Below are 16,204 nucleotides of genomic sequence, written 5' to 3' on the forward strand. Positions count from 1 at the left end.
AACTACAGGTACCATTTTAATTCATCCCCTCCCTTTTTAAATTTTAAGCTAATATTTCATTTAATTTTTCCTGGAAAGCAGGGACACCAACACGATGAACATATTGATGGAATGTTTCTTCATCAGATCGATTATCGTTATAGAATTCAATAAGTTGTTTTAATACAGGAGCAACATTGTCGCCTTTGACTCTTCCTTTTAATTTATGATTAAACTCACCATTACCTTCAAGTGTTCCACCTACAGCAATGTCAAACGCATCCACCATACCTTCAGGTGTTTTTACAAGTGAACCTTGAAGACCAATATCAGCAATGTGTTTCTGACCACAAGAGTTAGGGCATCCGATAAAGTGAATGCGAACAGGTTCTTCCATGTCGATGTGATCGTCTAAATATTCGGCTACATCCACTGCTCTTTTTTTGGTTTCCACAATAGCCAGATTACAGAATTCATTTCCAGTACAAGAAACGGTACGACTCATAAAACGTTTTGGATTTGGTGTTAGTCTTTCTAATACTTTTTCTTGTAATAATCCCTCAACTTTTCCATTTTTCACACCAGTAATAATTAAATTTTGTGCCATAGTTGAGCGAAGTTTTCCATCCCCATATTCATCTGCTAATCTAGCTAGCTCTGTGAATTCTTGTGCATCTAATCTTCCTACAGGTAAGTTTAACCCTACATAACTATATCCTTCCTGTTTTTGAGGGTGAACACCGTCAAAATATGCTGCATTCCAAGCTATCGTTTTATCTTCCCCTCTTGTTGGAAGTTCACCGTACTGCTTAACTAGTTCTTCACGGAATTTTTCTACGCCCCAATCTGCTATTAAGAATTTAATTCTTGATTGATGACGTTTTGCACGGAACCCATGATCTCGATAAATAATCGTGATCGCCTCTGATATTTTTAACACTTCTTCTGGGCGTACAAAAATATCTAGTTGTTGTGCTAAGAAAGGTTTCGCTGATAATCCTCCACCTACCCACACATGAAAACCAATAACTTCTTTACCGTCAATGACTTTCGTAGCAGGCGTAAACGCTAAGCAGTTAATTTGAGCATGTGCTGTATTATAAATATTGGATGAGATTGATATTTTGTATTTTCGAGGTAAGTTTGAAAAATCTCTATTCATTAAGAAAAAGTCATTAACCTCATTTACAATATCTGTTGTATCCATTAATTCATTAGGATCAATCCCTGCTAGTGGGTTACCTACAATCGTTCTAGGACAATCTCCACATGCTTCGTATGAATATAATCCTACGTCTTCTAAACGTTTAAAGATATCCGGTAAATTTTCAACTTTTAACCAGTGAAATTGTATAGCTTGTCGCGTTGTAACATCTACTAAATCTCTTCCATAATCATGAGCAATGCTTGCTAGGGCTCTAACTTGATCAGAGGTCATAATCCCAGAGTTGATTCTGACCCGCATCATGAAATGTCCGTCCTTTGGTTTCTGCTCATATACCCCTGCCCATTTAAATCGAAGCATTTCATCTTCTGGAATAGATTCATAACCTTCATTAGCATATTTCTCAATAATCGTTCTAATAATATCTAAACCATCTTTTTCTAATTTCATTAACTCTGTTTTATTTAGTTTAGATGGATCATCAGCCCACTTAGCTTCATAAGCCATGCTTAATTCCTCCTAACTGTATAATTCCGATAAATTTAGTATGAATAATCTATTTTGATAGTAACATATTAAATAATAATCGTAAATCACTAAAGAAATAATTAATTATAAATAATAATTATAAGTAACATAGGGAAAAATTATATAAAGTGATGTTTCTCTTTATTAATCGTGACAAAGTTGTTAACTTTTTATATAATGTCTTGTATACAGAATAGAACATAAGTATTATATAATTAATGTGTTATGCGTAAAAGGGGGTACCTTAATGTTTCTTGCAGAAGAAGCTGTTGAAAAAGTAGGTCAATTCTCTTATTTTGACCTTGTTATGATTTTGTTCTCAGTCATCATTGCAATAGGTTTTGTACGTTTAATATTAGCTAAAGATAAAAATTTATTTGCAATAGGTTTTGCTTTTGTTTGTTTAGTTATATTTGCTTTTATGGATGTATTGATTGTTTTAGCTTGGACTGGTTATCTGTGAGCTGTAATTAATTAAAAATTGAAAATACATAAAAAACACTCTTTTAAAGGGTGTTTTTTTGTTTACCATGTTTAGTATATTTGATTCAATTTTTACTTTTGAGTTTGCACATTAACAACCTTTGAATTTATGATAGAAGATGTGTCCTTTTTAAAATATTGTCTCCCAATCCATGCCGTTATGACTGAGGTAATAAGAATTATACTTAATATGCTTAATGAAGAAAATGTACCTGATTGAGGAATAATAACAGTAAAACTTCCGATTAAGGTAATTCGTATTGCAAGACCAATGGATCGGAATAAACTTTCAACACGTCCTATTTTATCGTTAGGGATCATTTCCATCATTAATGTGTTCCGGGCGACCCTGGTACCCGCATTTGCTAAACCAAAAAATAGGGATACAATGATAAATAAAGTGGTAATAGGGAAAATCGTAGTTAGTATCATGGAAAGCATAAACATGAATATACCAAAAAGGACGATTTTTACATTCCCTAATTTTGATATAAGGAAAGGAACGGTTATTCCTGCTAGGAGTGCTCCAACTCCAAATATCATTTCGTGAGCGCCATATACATTGCCACCAGCTTGTAAAGTGGATTCAATATAAATAGGGAACACATAATTTGTAATCATAACGATAACAAATGGGATGAACGCAGAAATTAGAAATAAAAATAGTAATGGACGTTCTTTTAAGTATTCGTAACCTTCCCGCATTTTCTCCCAGAAGGAAGCATCGGAATTGGTTTTAGTTGATTGATTCTTTTTCAAATAAGGGATTGTGTATAAGATGATAAAAGCAATAGCATATGTGCTTGCGTCTATGACTAAAATCCAATACAGATCAATCGCTTCAATTAATAAAGTAGCAACACCTCCAGCAATAACACTAGATAGTTGCCCCTGTATTTCCATGATTCCGTTTAAGCTCTTGTATTGACGAGGTTCGAAGATTTCTTGATTCATTGCAAACATCGTCGGATAAAACAAAGAATAATACAACATACCGCTAGCAAATAATACCACCAGCTGCCAAGTAGCGTAACCTCCATTTACAAATCCGATGAAAGCAAATAAACCGATAACTATAAATCCTATCATTTCAGACCACAACAGCAATTTTTTGCGAGAATATTGATCTATGAGGTTGCCTATGATTGGAGCGATGAGGAATAACATCATGGTTAATAACAGCGAAATAAGTCCAAAGGTACTAGCCCCATTTTCTCCGGTAACAATCATCCACGGGATGGCAATCATAGTAATACCTGATCCAATGGATGAAAAAATATTCGCAGTTAATATTTTAAGGAAACGTTGATCTTGAACAATCAAACTCATTGCCTAGTACTTCTCTGTACACTATGCTGCATATATACTTTCAGTTCTTTCATCACTTCATCTACTTGATTCATACCTTGTTCTGTTAACTGTTTGTTTTCCATATCAAATCGATCTGGATCTAATACTAATTGTTTAGGAATAACATTTGCATATATTCCCCTTGCAACAGTACGCATATTTCCTAATGCATTAATTCCCCCTTTCCCGCCACCACCAACTGCAATGAGGGCGACTGGTTTATGTTCGAATTGGGCACTGCCCAAAAAATCAATGGCGTTTTTTAATGCACCACTCATACCACTATGATATTCAGGAGATGTTAGTACAACACCATCTGCGTCATAAGCTAATTGCCTTAATTGCTTTACAGAAGTGATTTCATCCTGATCTTCCTCACCATTGTACATTGGAATCTTTCCTTCACTTAAATCTATCAAATCTGCCTTGTATTTTTGTGTAATATACTTTCCTATCACGCCTGTTCTACCAAATTTTCTAGGGGTTCCATTAATGACTAATATTTTCATGTTCATTTCTCTCCTTAATTACTTCAATATAATTTTTAAAAATAACGACACCTTAATAAGGATCCCGTTGTATTAATTACTATAAATTATAAATGATTATGTATATTTTAACCTCATAAAAATGGTTTATTTTATTCTACGACTTTAGTCGTAGCAGATAGTAGGTTATTGGAGCTCATTCATCACTTTTGTAGGTTATTAAAGGTTGTGTTTTACCGCAAATAGAGCAGCTTGTGTTCGATCCGCTAATTGAAGCTTTGACAAAATGTTAGATACGTGAGTTTTGACTGTTTTTTCTGTGATATTTAAACTATCAGCAATTTCTTTGTTGCTTTTACCATTCGTAATTTCTGATAAAACCTCTCTCTCGCGTTTAGTTAACTGCTCCACTAAATGATCTTCTTGTTTTTTATCCGTCATATGGGACATCATGTGCGACATCGCTTTAGGGTGGACATGGTTTTGCCCCAGATGCACATTGCGAATCGTTTTTACAAGTTCGTCTGGTTCAACATCTTTTAATTGATAACCAGTTGCACCAGATTTGATAGCAGGAATGACATGGTCTTGGTCTGAAAAACTAGTTAAAATAATGATTTTCATATGTGGATTTTGTTCTTTGATGACCTTTGTAGCCTCAATACCATTCATAACGGGCATCATTACATCCATTAAAATAATATCTGGCTGCAATTCATTTGCTAGTTTAACAGCTTCTTTCCCATTTTCTGCTTCTCCCAAAATTTCTATATCGTCTTGTGTGCGTAGAAAAAAATATAAGCCTCTTCTTACTACTTTATGGTCATCAGCGATTAATATTCTAATACCCAATGTTGTTCCCCAACCTTTCATTTCTTCATTTTAATGTATGTGTATCAATATAGGTTTTTGTCATAGGTAAACTTACCTTTAAGAGTGTTCCTTTCCCTGAAACACTCTGTATGATTACTGTCCCTCCAAACAATTCAGCTCTTTCACGCATGCTTTTAAGACCAAGAGATGGACTATGTTGTTCGCTATTTATACTAAAACCGATACCTTGATCACGAATATTCATTTCAACGTTTTTATGATCACGGTTAAACTCAATCCATACTTCCGTCGTTTCTGCATGTTTTTTAATATTATTTAACGCTTCTTGACCGATTCGCCATAAACACTCTTCCATTATACTAGGAAGCTCTCCTACACCATGAACATCAGCAGATACATTTAAACCTAATACTTTTCCGTACGCTACTAAAGCACAAACAATTCCTTCCTCTAAATTTTGAGGACGCAGTTGCCAAATTAGTGCCCGCATTTCCTTGAGAGCATCTTGAGAAAGCTCTTGCATGTAATTTAACATTTCATGGATATCTTGATCTTCAGTCATTTCTTTTGCACCCCTTACTGTAAGCATTAAAGAAAATAGAAGTTGATTGACCGAATCATGTAGGTCTCTAGCTAGTCGATTGCGTTCTTGAATTAATGCTAGTTCATGCCCTTTTTGGTTTAATCGTGTATGTTCGAAAACGATAGCTAAATGCTGACCAAGTTGTTCAATAATATCTCGATCAATATCATCTAAAGATGGATTTGAAATGGTAATCTTTCCTGAAGTTTCTCCAAGTTTAAAAGGTTGGGTAATAGATATCATTTCTTCTCTGGAACCTATATCTTCCTCATGTTTATTTTCATTACATTCAATCTGGACGCGATTATACTTAAATTTAATTTGTATCAATGAAGCTGAGTATTCTAATCTATAATTTTCATTACGGTCACCATGTAACGCGGTGGTGACTTCGCCTAACTTCTGAAACATAGAGGCTCTTTTTTGATCTCTATTCATAAAATTTAGACGTTTAATCGCAGTTCCGATTTGAATAGCTACCGATTCTAATAATGCTAGTTCTTCTTCATTAAATTCCAATTTGTTTGGTGATGCAACATTTAATAACCCAAAATTTTCATTGCCTGCTTTTAATGGAACTGTAGCATGATGCGTGACGTCTTCCGTATCTCCCCATTCATATTTTATTGCATCATCAATTCTTTTACATTCTATAATATTGGCTGCTTTATCCAATCTGCCATCATGGTAACGGTCAATACACCAGCAACTACCTTCACACATATGTTTTTTATCTTCGTGACATAGAGCAGGTGGAAGGTTGTAGTCTGTCACAAGTTTAAAATTGCCATCGACATCAATGAAATAAATCCAACCTGTTTTTAAGTCCATAATATGAATAAGTTCTTTTAAGACGGATTGTAGCATTTTATTAAGATCTGTTACTTGGTTTATCGTTTGTAAAATGACCTTTAATGTAGTCAATTTTTGTATGTTTTTTTCGTTCACCATTTCATTTCACTTCCCTACTCTTCAATTAAAAACAATTTTTTTCATAGTTCACCGTGGTTAATCTCATTAATAATCTAAGTATAATGGAGCGCATGACATATGTGCAAAAAGAATTTATCTAAACAAATATAGATCGATGGAAAGTTGCAACCCATAAAAAACAAATACTTTCAAGTGATAATAAAGGGATAAATAAAAACAAAAAAAGTGTGGCAAGCTAATATGGATGAATAAGGGAAAGGGGGAAAATCAATGCATACTGGATCCATTTCAACCAAAGAACTATCTTACATATGTGATTCTTTGAAAAATGAAGAAACAATTGTAAAACTTTGTGTACATGGAGCGGTAGAATGCCAAAATCCACAGTTGAAACAGTTTTTTAATCATATGTCACATGAACGTTTTCAGGACTTTGGTCAATTAATGAATGTATTAGATCATCATAGCCAATATTCATAAACAAAAGAAAAGGAGGGCTACCAATGTATAATCAACCTACATCAAATATGGGGCAACAACAAATGGGACAACAACATGTCTCTTTACCAGATAAAGATATGGCAAATTTAGTTTTGTCAGAACTAAAAAGAATGGCAAGAGAATATACGACCGCATGTTTGGAAGCAGCAAATCCAACAGTTCATCAAAACTTTAATCAATTACTTCAAAAGACACTGGCAGATCAAGCACAGTTATTTCAAATTATGAGCCAACAGGGTATGTATAATGTGACTCCAGCATCCATGCAGGAGATTCAAAAAGAGCAGCAAAAATTTAATCAATGTGGTTATGAAACGCAGCAGTTTATGCAACAATATTTAGGTGGAGGGCAGTCTGGTATGATGGCGACTTCAACTCAGCCTTATCAACAATCGACACAAATGCCTATGACGTCAAACTATGGTGCCATGGGTACAATGCCACCAGGAGCTGCTTCACCAACAACAAGCTCTTCGAGTGCAAATATAAATCAATCTGGGACTCCACAAATGAGATCAGGAACACAGATGAGCACGAGTTCACAAATGTCAACTTCAACACAAGACCAAGCTAAAAAATACTTGATTTAATCTTAGTATTTATGTTGTAGCGCTCTGAACCCTCTTTATTCAGAGTGCTTTTTTTTATTTTAATCTTTTATTAATATATTATTTTTGATCTTATTTTAACTTTATGTGTATTTGTTTGACAGGGTAGGGTCCGTACTTTAGACTGAATTTTAGGGAAAACATAATAAACGTAATCTTCACTTTTAAGGTGAATTTTGGAGGTTCATTTTGAAAAGTATTATTAAAAATTGGAACCACATTTTTAAACTAGATCCTGACAAAAAGATATCAGATGATCATTTGGCAAAAATCTGTAGTTCTGGGACCGATGCAATTATGGTTGGTGGTTCATCTGGAATCACTTACGAAAATACATATGACTTGTTTTCCAGAATTCAGCAATATTCAATACCAACTATTTTAGAAGTTTCAAATCAAGATGCAATTGTTATAGGGTTTGACCTTTATATGATCCCAATTGTTTTAAACGCATCTGATGCAGAATGGATTATTGGGAACCATCAAAGAGCTATTAAAAAGTACGGAGATATCATGCCTTGGGAGAATATTTTGACAGAAGCTTATGTTTCTTTAAATCCAGATGCAACAGTCACAAAAGTGACAAATGCCTCGACAGATTTAAATGAAGAGGATGTGCTCTCCTATGCAAGATGTGCTGAGCAATTATTTCATATGCCCATTTTTTATGTTGAATATAGCGGAGTATTTGGAAATATAGCAATGTTAAAAAATGTGAAAAAAGTTTTAACCAATACACAGTTCTTTTATGGTGGAGGTATAAATAATATACAAAAAGCATTGATGGCAGCCAAAGTAGCGGATACGATCATTGTTGGGAATGCCATTTATAATGATATTGAGTTAGCTATAGAAACGGTGAAAATTAAAGACGAAATGCCAAAGCAATAGGTATAAAAAGATAAGAACGTGCATTCGCTTACATGTGTTATAATACATATATCAACTTAATTATCATTTTATTGAACACATTATTAATGGGGAAGAAAGTCCATTTGGACGTTTAATATCCAATTAGGAAGGTCTGAAAATTTAAATGAATGAAACTTTTGATATATTTGAATCCATAGAAAGTTTAAATAAACAACAAAAAAAAGCAGTTGAAACAACAGAAGATCCGTTATTAATTATGGCAGGTGCTGGAAGTGGTAAAACAAGAGTACTTACCCACCGTATTGCCTATTTAATTGCAACAAATAAAGTAGCTCCTTGGAATATCCTTGCCATCACATTCACAAATAAAGCGGCTAGAGAAATGAAAGAAAGGGTAGAGAGTTTAATAGGTCCTACTGCCAATGATATTTGGGTTTCCACTTTTCATTCCATGTGTGTAAGAATTTTACGCAAGGATATAGAAAAAATTGGTTTCACTTCTAATTTTACAATTTTAGATTCTACAGATCAGTTATCTGCAGTGAAAAATTGCATGAAGGAATTAAATATAGATAGTAAAAAATATGAACCTAGAGCCGTTTTATCAGCCATAAGTACAGCTAAAAATGAACTTATTTCCCCTGAAAGATACGAGAGTACAATTGGAGATTACTATCAAGGTGTCGTTTCAAATGTATATACGTTATACCAAAAGAAATTAAAAAAGAATAATTCTCTGGATTTTGACGATTTAATTATGAAAACCATTGAGTTATTTCAAACGGAAAAGGAAGTATTAGCGTATTATCAATATAAATTTCAATATATTCATGTGGATGAATATCAGGATACTAACCGTGCCCAATATTTATTATGTCAAATGATTGCAGACCAACATCAACGAATATGTGTTGTTGGAGATAGTGACCAATCCATTTATAGATGGAGAGGTGCTGATATTACGAATATATTAAACTTTGAGAAAGATTATCCAAATGCAAAAGTCATATTATTAGAGCAAAATTATCGCTCCACAGCTAATATTTTAAATGCAGCAAATGAAGTGATTAATAACAATACAGGACGGAAACCTAAAAAGCTATGGACAGATCAAGGTGAGGGTGAAAAAATCCACCTATACAAAGCTGATTCTGAGCATGATGAAGGCTATTTTATTGCAAATGAAATTAAACAAAATCATGAAAAAGGTATCAAGTATAAAGATCATGCTATTTTATACCGTACGAATGCCCAATCACGTGTGATCGAAGAAATATTAATTAAATCGGATATTCAATATCAAATTATTGGCGGGATTAAATTCTATGATAGAAAAGAAATTAAAGACATATTAGCTTATCTTCGCTTGATATCCAATCCAAATGATGATATTAGCTTTCAGAGAATCGTAAACGTACCTAAACGAGGTATTGGTGCTGCTTCTCTGGACAAACTAGAAACACAAGCAGCGAAAGAAGGTAAATCTATTTTTACATTGCTGGAAGATTTAAGTGCTGTAGAAATTAGCTCAAGAGCCAAAAATGCATTACAACAGTTTAAAATACTAATTGATAACTTAACCTCCATGACAGATTACTTATCAGTGACTGAATTAACAGAAAAGATGTTGGAGATGACTCAGTATAAAGAACCTTTTATTCGTGAAAATACAATTGAGTCTAAATCGAGATTGGAAAATATAGATGAGTTTCTTTCTGTAACGATGGAATTTGAAAAACGAAATGATGATGATTCATTAGTTGCTTTTTTAACAGACTTAGCTTTGATTGCTGATATAGATACATTAGATGAAAGTCCATTAGAAAACGAAGATACCTCTGCAGTTACCTTAATGACAATGCACAGTGCAAAAGGGTTGGAATTTCCTTATGTATTTGTTGCCGGAATGGAGGAAGGTGTATTTCCGCATAGTCGTACTTTTGATGACAATGAGGAGCTAGAGGAGGAAAGACGTTTAGCTTATGTAGGGATTACTAGAGCGGAGAAACAACTGTTCTTAACGTGTGCAAAAATGAGAATGTTGTATGGTAGAGCGTCTTCAAATGCACCTTCAAGATTTTTGCAGGAAATACCTGAAGAGTTGATTGTAGATCAATCACCTGTAAGAGAATATCAACCTTCCTCTTATGGATCGAAATCACAATATCGAACAAATTCATCATTTCAAAACCCAGCTTTTCAGCGCCAAAAACAGTCTTCACATATTATTGCAACAGAAAAACCTGTTGGGAATTATAGTAATGGAGATAAAGTTTCACATAATAAGTGGGGTATAGGTACAGTGGTTGCTATTAAAGGAACTGGGGATGATACAGAATTGCAAATCGCATTTCCTGCTCCTGTTGGTGTGAAAAGATTACTTGCTAAGTTCGCACCCATTACTAAGGTGTAGCTATTCCATAAAATCTTTGTATTTATATACTCTTGTGACTGCAAAAACACAGTTATTAAATGAAACGAGGGAATTCAATGGATGATCGCTTAGAAACAATGAAAAAGCTCATAGAAGAAATTAATAAATACAATGTTCACTACTATACATTAGACCAGCCTTTAATAAGTGACCAGGAATTTGACCGACTTTATGATCAGCTTGTTGCTTTAGAAAAAGAGACAGGAAATGTTTATCCTAACTCTCCAACCCAAAGAGTGGGAGGGGAAATTCTAAAGGGGTTTAGTGAACATCGACATATCAATCGATTGTGGAGTTTGGATAAAGCACAAAACCACGAGGATTTACAAGCATGGTATAAACGAGTGATGAAACTTGTAAATGAATATAATATAAAAAATGCTGATCAAAAACTTCCTGAGCCTTCCTTTGTTCTGGAGTTGAAATTTGATGGGCTGACATTAAATCTAACTTATGATCAAGGACAGTTAATTCAAGCTTCAACCAGAGGAAATGGTGTAGTTGGTGAGAGTATACTTGCACAAGTAAAAACGATAAAATCCATTCCTTTACAAATCCCCTATAAAAGTGGACGTTTAGAAATCCAAGGCGAAGGGTTAATGTTTCTTTCTATTTTGGAAAAATATAATAAAACGGCAGATGAACCTTTAAAAAATGCAAGAAATGCAGCAGCAGGTGCATTAAGAAATTTAAATCCTCAAGTTACCGCAAAGCGGAACTTAGATGCGTTTATATATAATGTAGGTTATGCCGAAGAAATTAAGTTTGAGGACCATCAAGAAATGGTGAGATTTTTAAAAGAAAATCAGTTTAAAGTGAATCCGTACATTCATTTTATAGATCATCTGGATAATGTGATGAAAGAATTAGAAAATATCGAACAAATGAAATCTACACTGGATTATTTAATTGATGGTGCCGTGATTAAAATAGCAGATATGAAAACAAGAGAAGTATTAGGATATACAGAGAAATTTCCTCGCTGGGCAATTGCATATAAATTCAAAGCTGAGGAAGCAACTACTATTCTAGAAGAAGTAATGTGGGAGGTTGGCCGAACGGGTAAAATTACTCCTGTTGCAAAAGTGAGTGCAGTAGATATTGGAGGAGTTACAGTACAAAGGGCAACTTTAAACAATGAAGGTGATATAGAAAGAAAAAGTTTAAAATACGCCCTTGGATCTGAAGTGTACATTCGGAGATCTAACGATGTTATCCCTGAAATTCTAGGTAAGGTGACAGAAGAAAACGATGGGGCTGAGATAACTATTCCTAATGTTTGTCCATCATGTGGAACAGAATTAGTGAAAAAAGGAGCTCATTTATTTTGTGAAAATCAATTAGGTTGCAAACCTCAATTAATAGGTCGAATGAGACATTTTGCTTCTAGAGATGCGATGGACATTGATACTTTAAGTATAAAAACAATTACTCAGTTATATGAGGAACGTGAAGTGCGTGATCCAGCAGATTTATATGATTTAACCTTTGATGATCTAATTGATTTAGAACGGTTTGGGGAAAAGAAAGCCACTAATTTATTAGAAGCGATTGAAAACAGTAAAACGAAAGATTTAACCCATTTTTTATATGCATTAGGGATTCCAAATACGGGGATTACTACAACTAAATTAATTGCGGAACATTACAAAAATTTAGAGAATGTAATGAGTGCCACACAAGAACAGTTGGTGGAGTTACATGATGTAGGAGATATTGTAGCAGAAAGTATTGTTTCATTTTTTCAAAACCCAATTATTAAAACAAGTATTGAGCGAATGCTTGCAGCAGGTGTACACCCTCAATCAAAAGTGGAACAGAAGGAAGAAATTAAAGATAATATTTTTAAAGATAAAACGGTAGTCATTACAGGAACCTTACAGGAGTTAGGGCGTAAAGAAGCGGCAATTTTGTTAGAAACACTAGGTGCTAAAGTTACAGGAAGTGTTTCTAAAAACACAGATTACTTGATAGCAGGAGAAAAAGCAGGAAGTAAATTAAAAAAAGCTACGGATCTAGGCATTCAAGTATTAAATGAAATGGAGTTACTGAAAGAGATAAAAAGATAATCATAAAATTCTAACTGTTGATAACTACATTGTTTTATCTCAATTGTATTGTTTGTTTATGGTTGCACACAATATCTTAATAACTTAAAAATTTGATAAGACACAATGTGTAGAAAGAGGTATATCATTGATGACACAAACAAAATTGGAATCAAAAGTTCTATCTGTACTTGAAGATAAAATTGAGCTTATCAAAACGAATAAAGGGGCGATTTATTTAGTCGGTCCTATTCAACTACCTGTTAATCTTTACGGAGAAACTATCGAATTTCAATGGTATTGCTGGTTAAATTGTGAAGAAGTAACAGAAAACTATGAGAAAATCATTGAAAAATTATCTTCTGTTAATTTAGCTGAGTTACAACAATCAAGTGTTTTATCATATGGTGACTTTTCATATGGAGATGACGCCATCATAAGAATGCATTCTATTTGTCATACAGGGGATATATTTGGAAGTAAACGTTGTGATTGTGGCTATCAATTGAAGCAGTCTATGAAAATGATCGTAGATCATGGAACAGGTGCTTTATTTTATTTAGCTAACCATGAAGGAAGAGGTATTGGATTGTTTAGCAAGGCAATGGCTTATATACTTCAAGAAAATGGATATGATACCGTTGATGCAAATGAAAGTCTAGGTTTTGTTGATGATTCAAGAAACTATGATGATGCCATATTGGTACTTAAAACGTTAAGATCCAAACCAGTTACACTGATGACAAACAATCCTAAAAAGCTAAAGGCGTTGAAAGATGCTGGATTAGAGGTTTCAGAAAGGAAACCACTTTGGGGAGATGTTTCTGAGTTTAACGAGAACTATCTTGAAACAAAAATAAAACGTTCAGGTCATTTAGAAGAAGAGGAGACTTGTTCAAATGACTAATGATGAATTTTATATGGATTTGGCTTTAAATAATGCATTAGCAATGAAAGGTCAAACAGATCCCAACCCATTGGTCGGTTCAGTCATTGTAAATCATAACCGTATAGTAGGAATTGGTGCACATTTAAAAGCGGGTGAACCACATGCTGAGATTCACGCTCTGCGAATGGCTGGTGATAAAGCAAAAGGTGGGACGATATATGTAACGCTTGAACCATGCTCTCACCATGGAAGAACAGGTCCCTGTGCAGTAGCGATTGTAAAAGCTGGAATAAAAAAAGTCGTTATTGCAGCACTTGATCCTAATCCTGTTGTTTCTGGTAATGGGGTTAAAATACTTCAAGAAGCTGGCATTGAAGTAGTGATTGGAATCAATTCACAAAAATCAAAACGGATGAATGAAGTATTTAATAAGTTTATTGTTCATCAAAAACCGTTTGTTACGTTAAAATCTGCAATTACTTTAGATGGGAAAATTGCTACGCATTCTTCTGATAGTAAATGGATTACTTCTGAGGAGGCAAGACAAGACGTTCATCAACTTAGAAACGAAAATATGGCAATTCTTGTTGGGGTAAATACCGTAATAAAGGATAATCCAGAATTAACAACTCGTATTTCAAATGGACGTAATCCGATTCGAGTGATTCTTGATTCCAAGTTAAAAATCCCTCTTGACGCTAAGTTAGTTACTGATGATCAGGCTGAAACTTGGATTTTCACATCTTTAAATTATGATAAAGATAAGAAGATGAAACTACAAAATGAAGGGATCAAAGTTTTTCATACTGGTGGAACTAAACGAGTAGATCCGAATGAAGTTGTAAAAATACTCGGGGAGCATCTGATCTCTTCTTTATTGATAGAAGGTGGAGGTGGAGTTAATGCTTCCTTTCTTGAAAATCAATTGATTGATAAAGTAGTTCTCTACATAGCTCCGAAGTTAATTGGCGGAAAACAAGCCCCTACCTTCCTTGAAGGGATAGGAATTGGAAAAATGGGAGATGCGGTGGAGTTAAGTAATATAGTTGTAGAAAATATAGGGAAAGATTTTAAGTTTGTTGGTTATCCAGATTATCAAAAAGAAGAAGAGTGTAGGAAATAATAATTTATTTTTTACTATCCTAAAAACTCAGACATAAATAACCGAATGCAGATCTCTGTCATTCGGTTTTTAGTTTGTATTTATGAAAGCATGGATTTAACTAAATGTATCGGAGAGGTATCAAAAAATGAAAAATAGTTTAGCATATTTTTATGAGGAAAAAGCGCATTGGCTATTTCCTTATTGCTTTTACCCTCTTTATGCATTTCTTTTATTTTTGTTTGGGACTCTTCCAAATAGTTGAGTTTTAATTGCAGTTTTTGTTTTCCATCCTTTAATATCCCAGCATGACAACAATAAACAGTAGAAAAGTCATATTTCAAAACATTCCTTATAGAATTCATTAAAAGAGGCATATTTTCAAAGTGCCATATACTTTGTGGCTTGCCTAATACATATAGATCTCCACTAAATAACCGTCCATTTTCCTCATCTAATAGAACGATATGATCCTCAGCATGTCCTGGTGTATGAATAACTTTATATTTATATTTGTTTGTTTCAAAGGTTGAGTTAAGTTCTGAAACATCAAATCCCTTTCGTTTACCCCAAAAAAATTTACGATAATATGGCATATTTCCATTTTTGCGACAAAGTTCCAGACCTGATTGGTGAGCGTATATTGGTATTTGTTTATGTTTGGCAACCCAAGGAGCTAAACCAGTATGATCTTCATGATGATGAGTGATAATTACTTGATTTATATCGTTCTGCTGTAAAAAAGGAATAATATCTTTTTTTCCTCTCTGTGGACCTGTATCTATCAATAAACCATCTATAATGTAAAAATAAACGTTTACTTGAAAACCTATGGCAGGTACTACAGTTTTAGCACCTATAATATCTTCATGATGCGAGAGCTGAAGCATATATTTTCACTTTCCTTATTTATATTTTTTTATAGCTTAACAATTTTTAGATACTTTTCAAATTCTAAGTTATTAACAGAAGTTACATCTATTGAGATGGGACTACTGAGGTTTTAATAAGAACTTTTGTTATATACTCCTATTATATTGATTGAACTATTAATTTAAAAGTTGTTTTTGAAAAAATGACCAAAAAAGTTTTTTGGTTCAAAAACGTGTAAAAAAAATTTTAACATTTGGAATAATTTCTCATTGCATTCATTGGACCATCCGTGGTATATTATTTCTTGTCGCAATGAAAAGAAAAGTTCCTTGAAAACTGAACAAAATGAATCGATTAATACTAACAAAAGTCAAAAGTTTTAACTTTTGGGAACCCGGATATAACATGTAACAAAGAATGAGCCAAGCGCTCTAAAATAAGTTGTGATCGTAAGATTGCAACCTTTAATGGAGAGTTTGATCCTGGCTCAGGACGAACGCTGGCGGCGTGCCTAATACATGCAAGTCGAACGA

General features: G+C 33.8%; 14 protein-coding genes and 1 rRNA gene. 9 read left to right on the forward strand and 6 right to left on the reverse strand.

Annotated features, from left to right (window positions below):
• Window positions 1–43: 43 nt before the first annotated feature.
• On the reverse strand, window positions 44–1,651 hold the full coding sequence (locus ERL59_RS20480; protein ID WP_160648086.1) for a nitrite/sulfite reductase: 1,608 nt from the start codon (window positions 1,649–1,651) through the stop codon (window positions 44–46).
• Between the two features lie 268 nt (window positions 1,652–1,919).
• Between ERL59_RS20480 and ERL59_RS20485 the strand changes: the two genes are divergently transcribed.
• On the forward strand, window positions 1,920–2,135 hold the full coding sequence (locus ERL59_RS20485) for a hypothetical protein (protein WP_160648087.1): 216 nt from the start codon (window positions 1,920–1,922) through the stop codon (window positions 2,133–2,135).
• 92 nt (window positions 2,136–2,227) lie between these two features.
• On the opposite strand, the gene ERL59_RS20490 is transcribed toward ERL59_RS20485, so the two are convergent.
• The 4 genes from ERL59_RS20490 to ERL59_RS20505 form a co-directional block, all read right to left on the reverse strand.
• Window positions 2,228–3,484 carry an MFS transporter gene (locus ERL59_RS20490; RefSeq protein WP_160648088.1) on the reverse strand — a complete coding sequence of 419 codons (1,257 nt, stop codon included), beginning with the start codon at window positions 3,482–3,484 and terminating at the stop codon, window positions 2,228–2,230.
• Window positions 3,481–4,014, reverse strand: a complete 534-nt coding sequence (locus ERL59_RS20495; RefSeq protein ID WP_160648089.1) for an NADPH-dependent FMN reductase — start codon at window positions 4,012–4,014, stop codon at window positions 3,481–3,483. Before ERL59_RS20495 ends, ERL59_RS20490 begins: the two co-directional genes overlap by 4 nt.
• A gap of 198 nt (window positions 4,015–4,212) precedes the next feature.
• Window positions 4,213–4,845 carry a response regulator transcription factor gene (locus ERL59_RS20500; protein ID WP_328700002.1) on the reverse strand — a complete coding sequence of 211 codons (633 nt, stop codon included), beginning with the start codon at window positions 4,843–4,845 and terminating at the stop codon, window positions 4,213–4,215.
• A 25-nt stretch (window positions 4,846–4,870) separates the two neighbouring features.
• Window positions 4,871–6,361, reverse strand: a complete 1,491-nt coding sequence (locus ERL59_RS20505; protein WP_160648090.1) for a GAF domain-containing sensor histidine kinase — start codon at window positions 6,359–6,361, stop codon at window positions 4,871–4,873.
• 252 nt (window positions 6,362–6,613) lie between these two features.
• On the opposite strand from ERL59_RS20505, the gene ERL59_RS20510 reads away from it, so the two are divergent.
• From ERL59_RS20510 to ribD, 7 genes are all read left to right on the forward strand, one after another.
• Window positions 6,614–6,823, forward strand: a complete 210-nt coding sequence (locus ERL59_RS20510; RefSeq protein ID WP_160648091.1) for a spore coat protein — start codon at window positions 6,614–6,616, stop codon at window positions 6,821–6,823.
• Window positions 6,824–6,846: 23 nt separating this feature from the next.
• Window positions 6,847–7,434 (forward strand): spore coat protein, encoded by a 588-nt coding sequence (locus tag ERL59_RS20515; protein WP_160648092.1) that lies wholly within the window; start codon window positions 6,847–6,849, stop codon window positions 7,432–7,434.
• Between the two features lie 207 nt (window positions 7,435–7,641).
• Entirely contained in the window at window positions 7,642–8,343 is a 702-nt protein-coding gene (gene pcrB, locus ERL59_RS20520; RefSeq protein WP_160648093.1) for a heptaprenylglyceryl phosphate synthase, read from the forward strand.
• Between the two features lie 145 nt (window positions 8,344–8,488).
• The gene (pcrA, locus tag ERL59_RS20525; protein ID WP_160648094.1) at window positions 8,489–10,738 is read left to right on the forward strand and encodes a DNA helicase PcrA; all 2,250 of its coding nucleotides are present in this window, start codon (window positions 8,489–8,491) and stop codon (window positions 10,736–10,738) included.
• A gap of 77 nt (window positions 10,739–10,815) precedes the next feature.
• The gene (gene ligA, locus ERL59_RS20530; protein WP_160648095.1) at window positions 10,816–12,828 is read left to right on the forward strand and encodes an NAD-dependent DNA ligase LigA; all 2,013 of its coding nucleotides are present in this window, start codon (window positions 10,816–10,818) and stop codon (window positions 12,826–12,828) included.
• A gap of 130 nt (window positions 12,829–12,958) precedes the next feature.
• A complete protein-coding gene (locus ERL59_RS20535; protein WP_160648096.1) occupies window positions 12,959–13,714 on the forward strand; it encodes a GTP cyclohydrolase II in 756 nt (251 codons plus the stop codon).
• Window positions 13,707–14,819, forward strand: a complete 1,113-nt coding sequence (ribD, locus tag ERL59_RS20540; RefSeq protein ID WP_160648097.1) for a bifunctional diaminohydroxyphosphoribosylaminopyrimidine deaminase/5-amino-6-(5-phosphoribosylamino)uracil reductase RibD — start codon at window positions 13,707–13,709, stop codon at window positions 14,817–14,819. The genes ERL59_RS20535 and ribD overlap by 8 nt, the downstream gene beginning before the upstream one ends.
• Before the next feature lie 80 nt (window positions 14,820–14,899).
• Here ribD and ERL59_RS20545 read toward each other — a convergent pair whose 3' ends face one another.
• Window positions 14,900–15,688, reverse strand: a complete 789-nt coding sequence (locus ERL59_RS20545; protein WP_160648098.1) for an MBL fold metallo-hydrolase — start codon at window positions 15,686–15,688, stop codon at window positions 14,900–14,902.
• A 447-nt stretch (window positions 15,689–16,135) separates the two neighbouring features.
• Here ERL59_RS20545 and ERL59_RS20550 point away from each other — a divergent pair.
• Window positions 16,136–16,204, forward strand: a 16S ribosomal RNA gene (locus ERL59_RS20550); the annotation flags it as partial.

Source organism: Chengkuizengella marina (assembly GCF_009910845.1).
GTDB lineage: Bacteria > Bacillota > Bacilli > Paenibacillales > KCTC-33759 > Chengkuizengella > Chengkuizengella marina.

What these genes read in the sequence shown, in the direction of transcription:
- ERL59_RS20545 (WP_160648098.1), bottom strand. Translation starts at nt 15,688, where the DNA reads ATGCTTCAGCTCTCGCATCATGAAGATATTATAGGTGCTAAAACTGTA.
- ERL59_RS20495 (WP_160648089.1), bottom strand. Translation starts at nt 4,014, where the DNA reads ATGAAAATATTAGTCATTAATGGAACCCCTAGAAAATTTGGTAGAACA.
- ERL59_RS20515 (WP_160648092.1), top strand. Translation starts at nt 6,847, where the DNA reads ATGTATAATCAACCTACATCAAATATGGGGCAACAACAAATGGGACAA.
- ribD (WP_160648097.1), top strand. Translation starts at nt 13,707, where the DNA reads ATGACTAATGATGAATTTTATATGGATTTGGCTTTAAATAATGCATTA.
- ERL59_RS20535 (WP_160648096.1), top strand. Translation starts at nt 12,959, where the DNA reads ATGACACAAACAAAATTGGAATCAAAAGTTCTATCTGTACTTGAAGAT.
- ERL59_RS20505 (WP_160648090.1), bottom strand. Translation starts at nt 6,361, where the DNA reads ATGGTGAACGAAAAAAACATACAAAAATTGACTACATTAAAGGTCATT.
- ERL59_RS20480 (WP_160648086.1), bottom strand. Translation starts at nt 1,651, where the DNA reads ATGGCTTATGAAGCTAAGTGGGCTGATGATCCATCTAAACTAAATAAA.
- ERL59_RS20490 (WP_160648088.1), bottom strand. Translation starts at nt 3,484, where the DNA reads ATGAGTTTGATTGTTCAAGATCAACGTTTCCTTAAAATATTAACTGCG.
- pcrA (WP_160648094.1), top strand. Translation starts at nt 8,489, where the DNA reads ATGAATGAAACTTTTGATATATTTGAATCCATAGAAAGTTTAAATAAA.
- ligA (WP_160648095.1), top strand. Translation starts at nt 10,816, where the DNA reads ATGGATGATCGCTTAGAAACAATGAAAAAGCTCATAGAAGAAATTAAT.
- ERL59_RS20510 (WP_160648091.1), top strand. Translation starts at nt 6,614, where the DNA reads ATGCATACTGGATCCATTTCAACCAAAGAACTATCTTACATATGTGAT.
- ERL59_RS20485 (WP_160648087.1), top strand. Translation starts at nt 1,920, where the DNA reads ATGTTTCTTGCAGAAGAAGCTGTTGAAAAAGTAGGTCAATTCTCTTAT.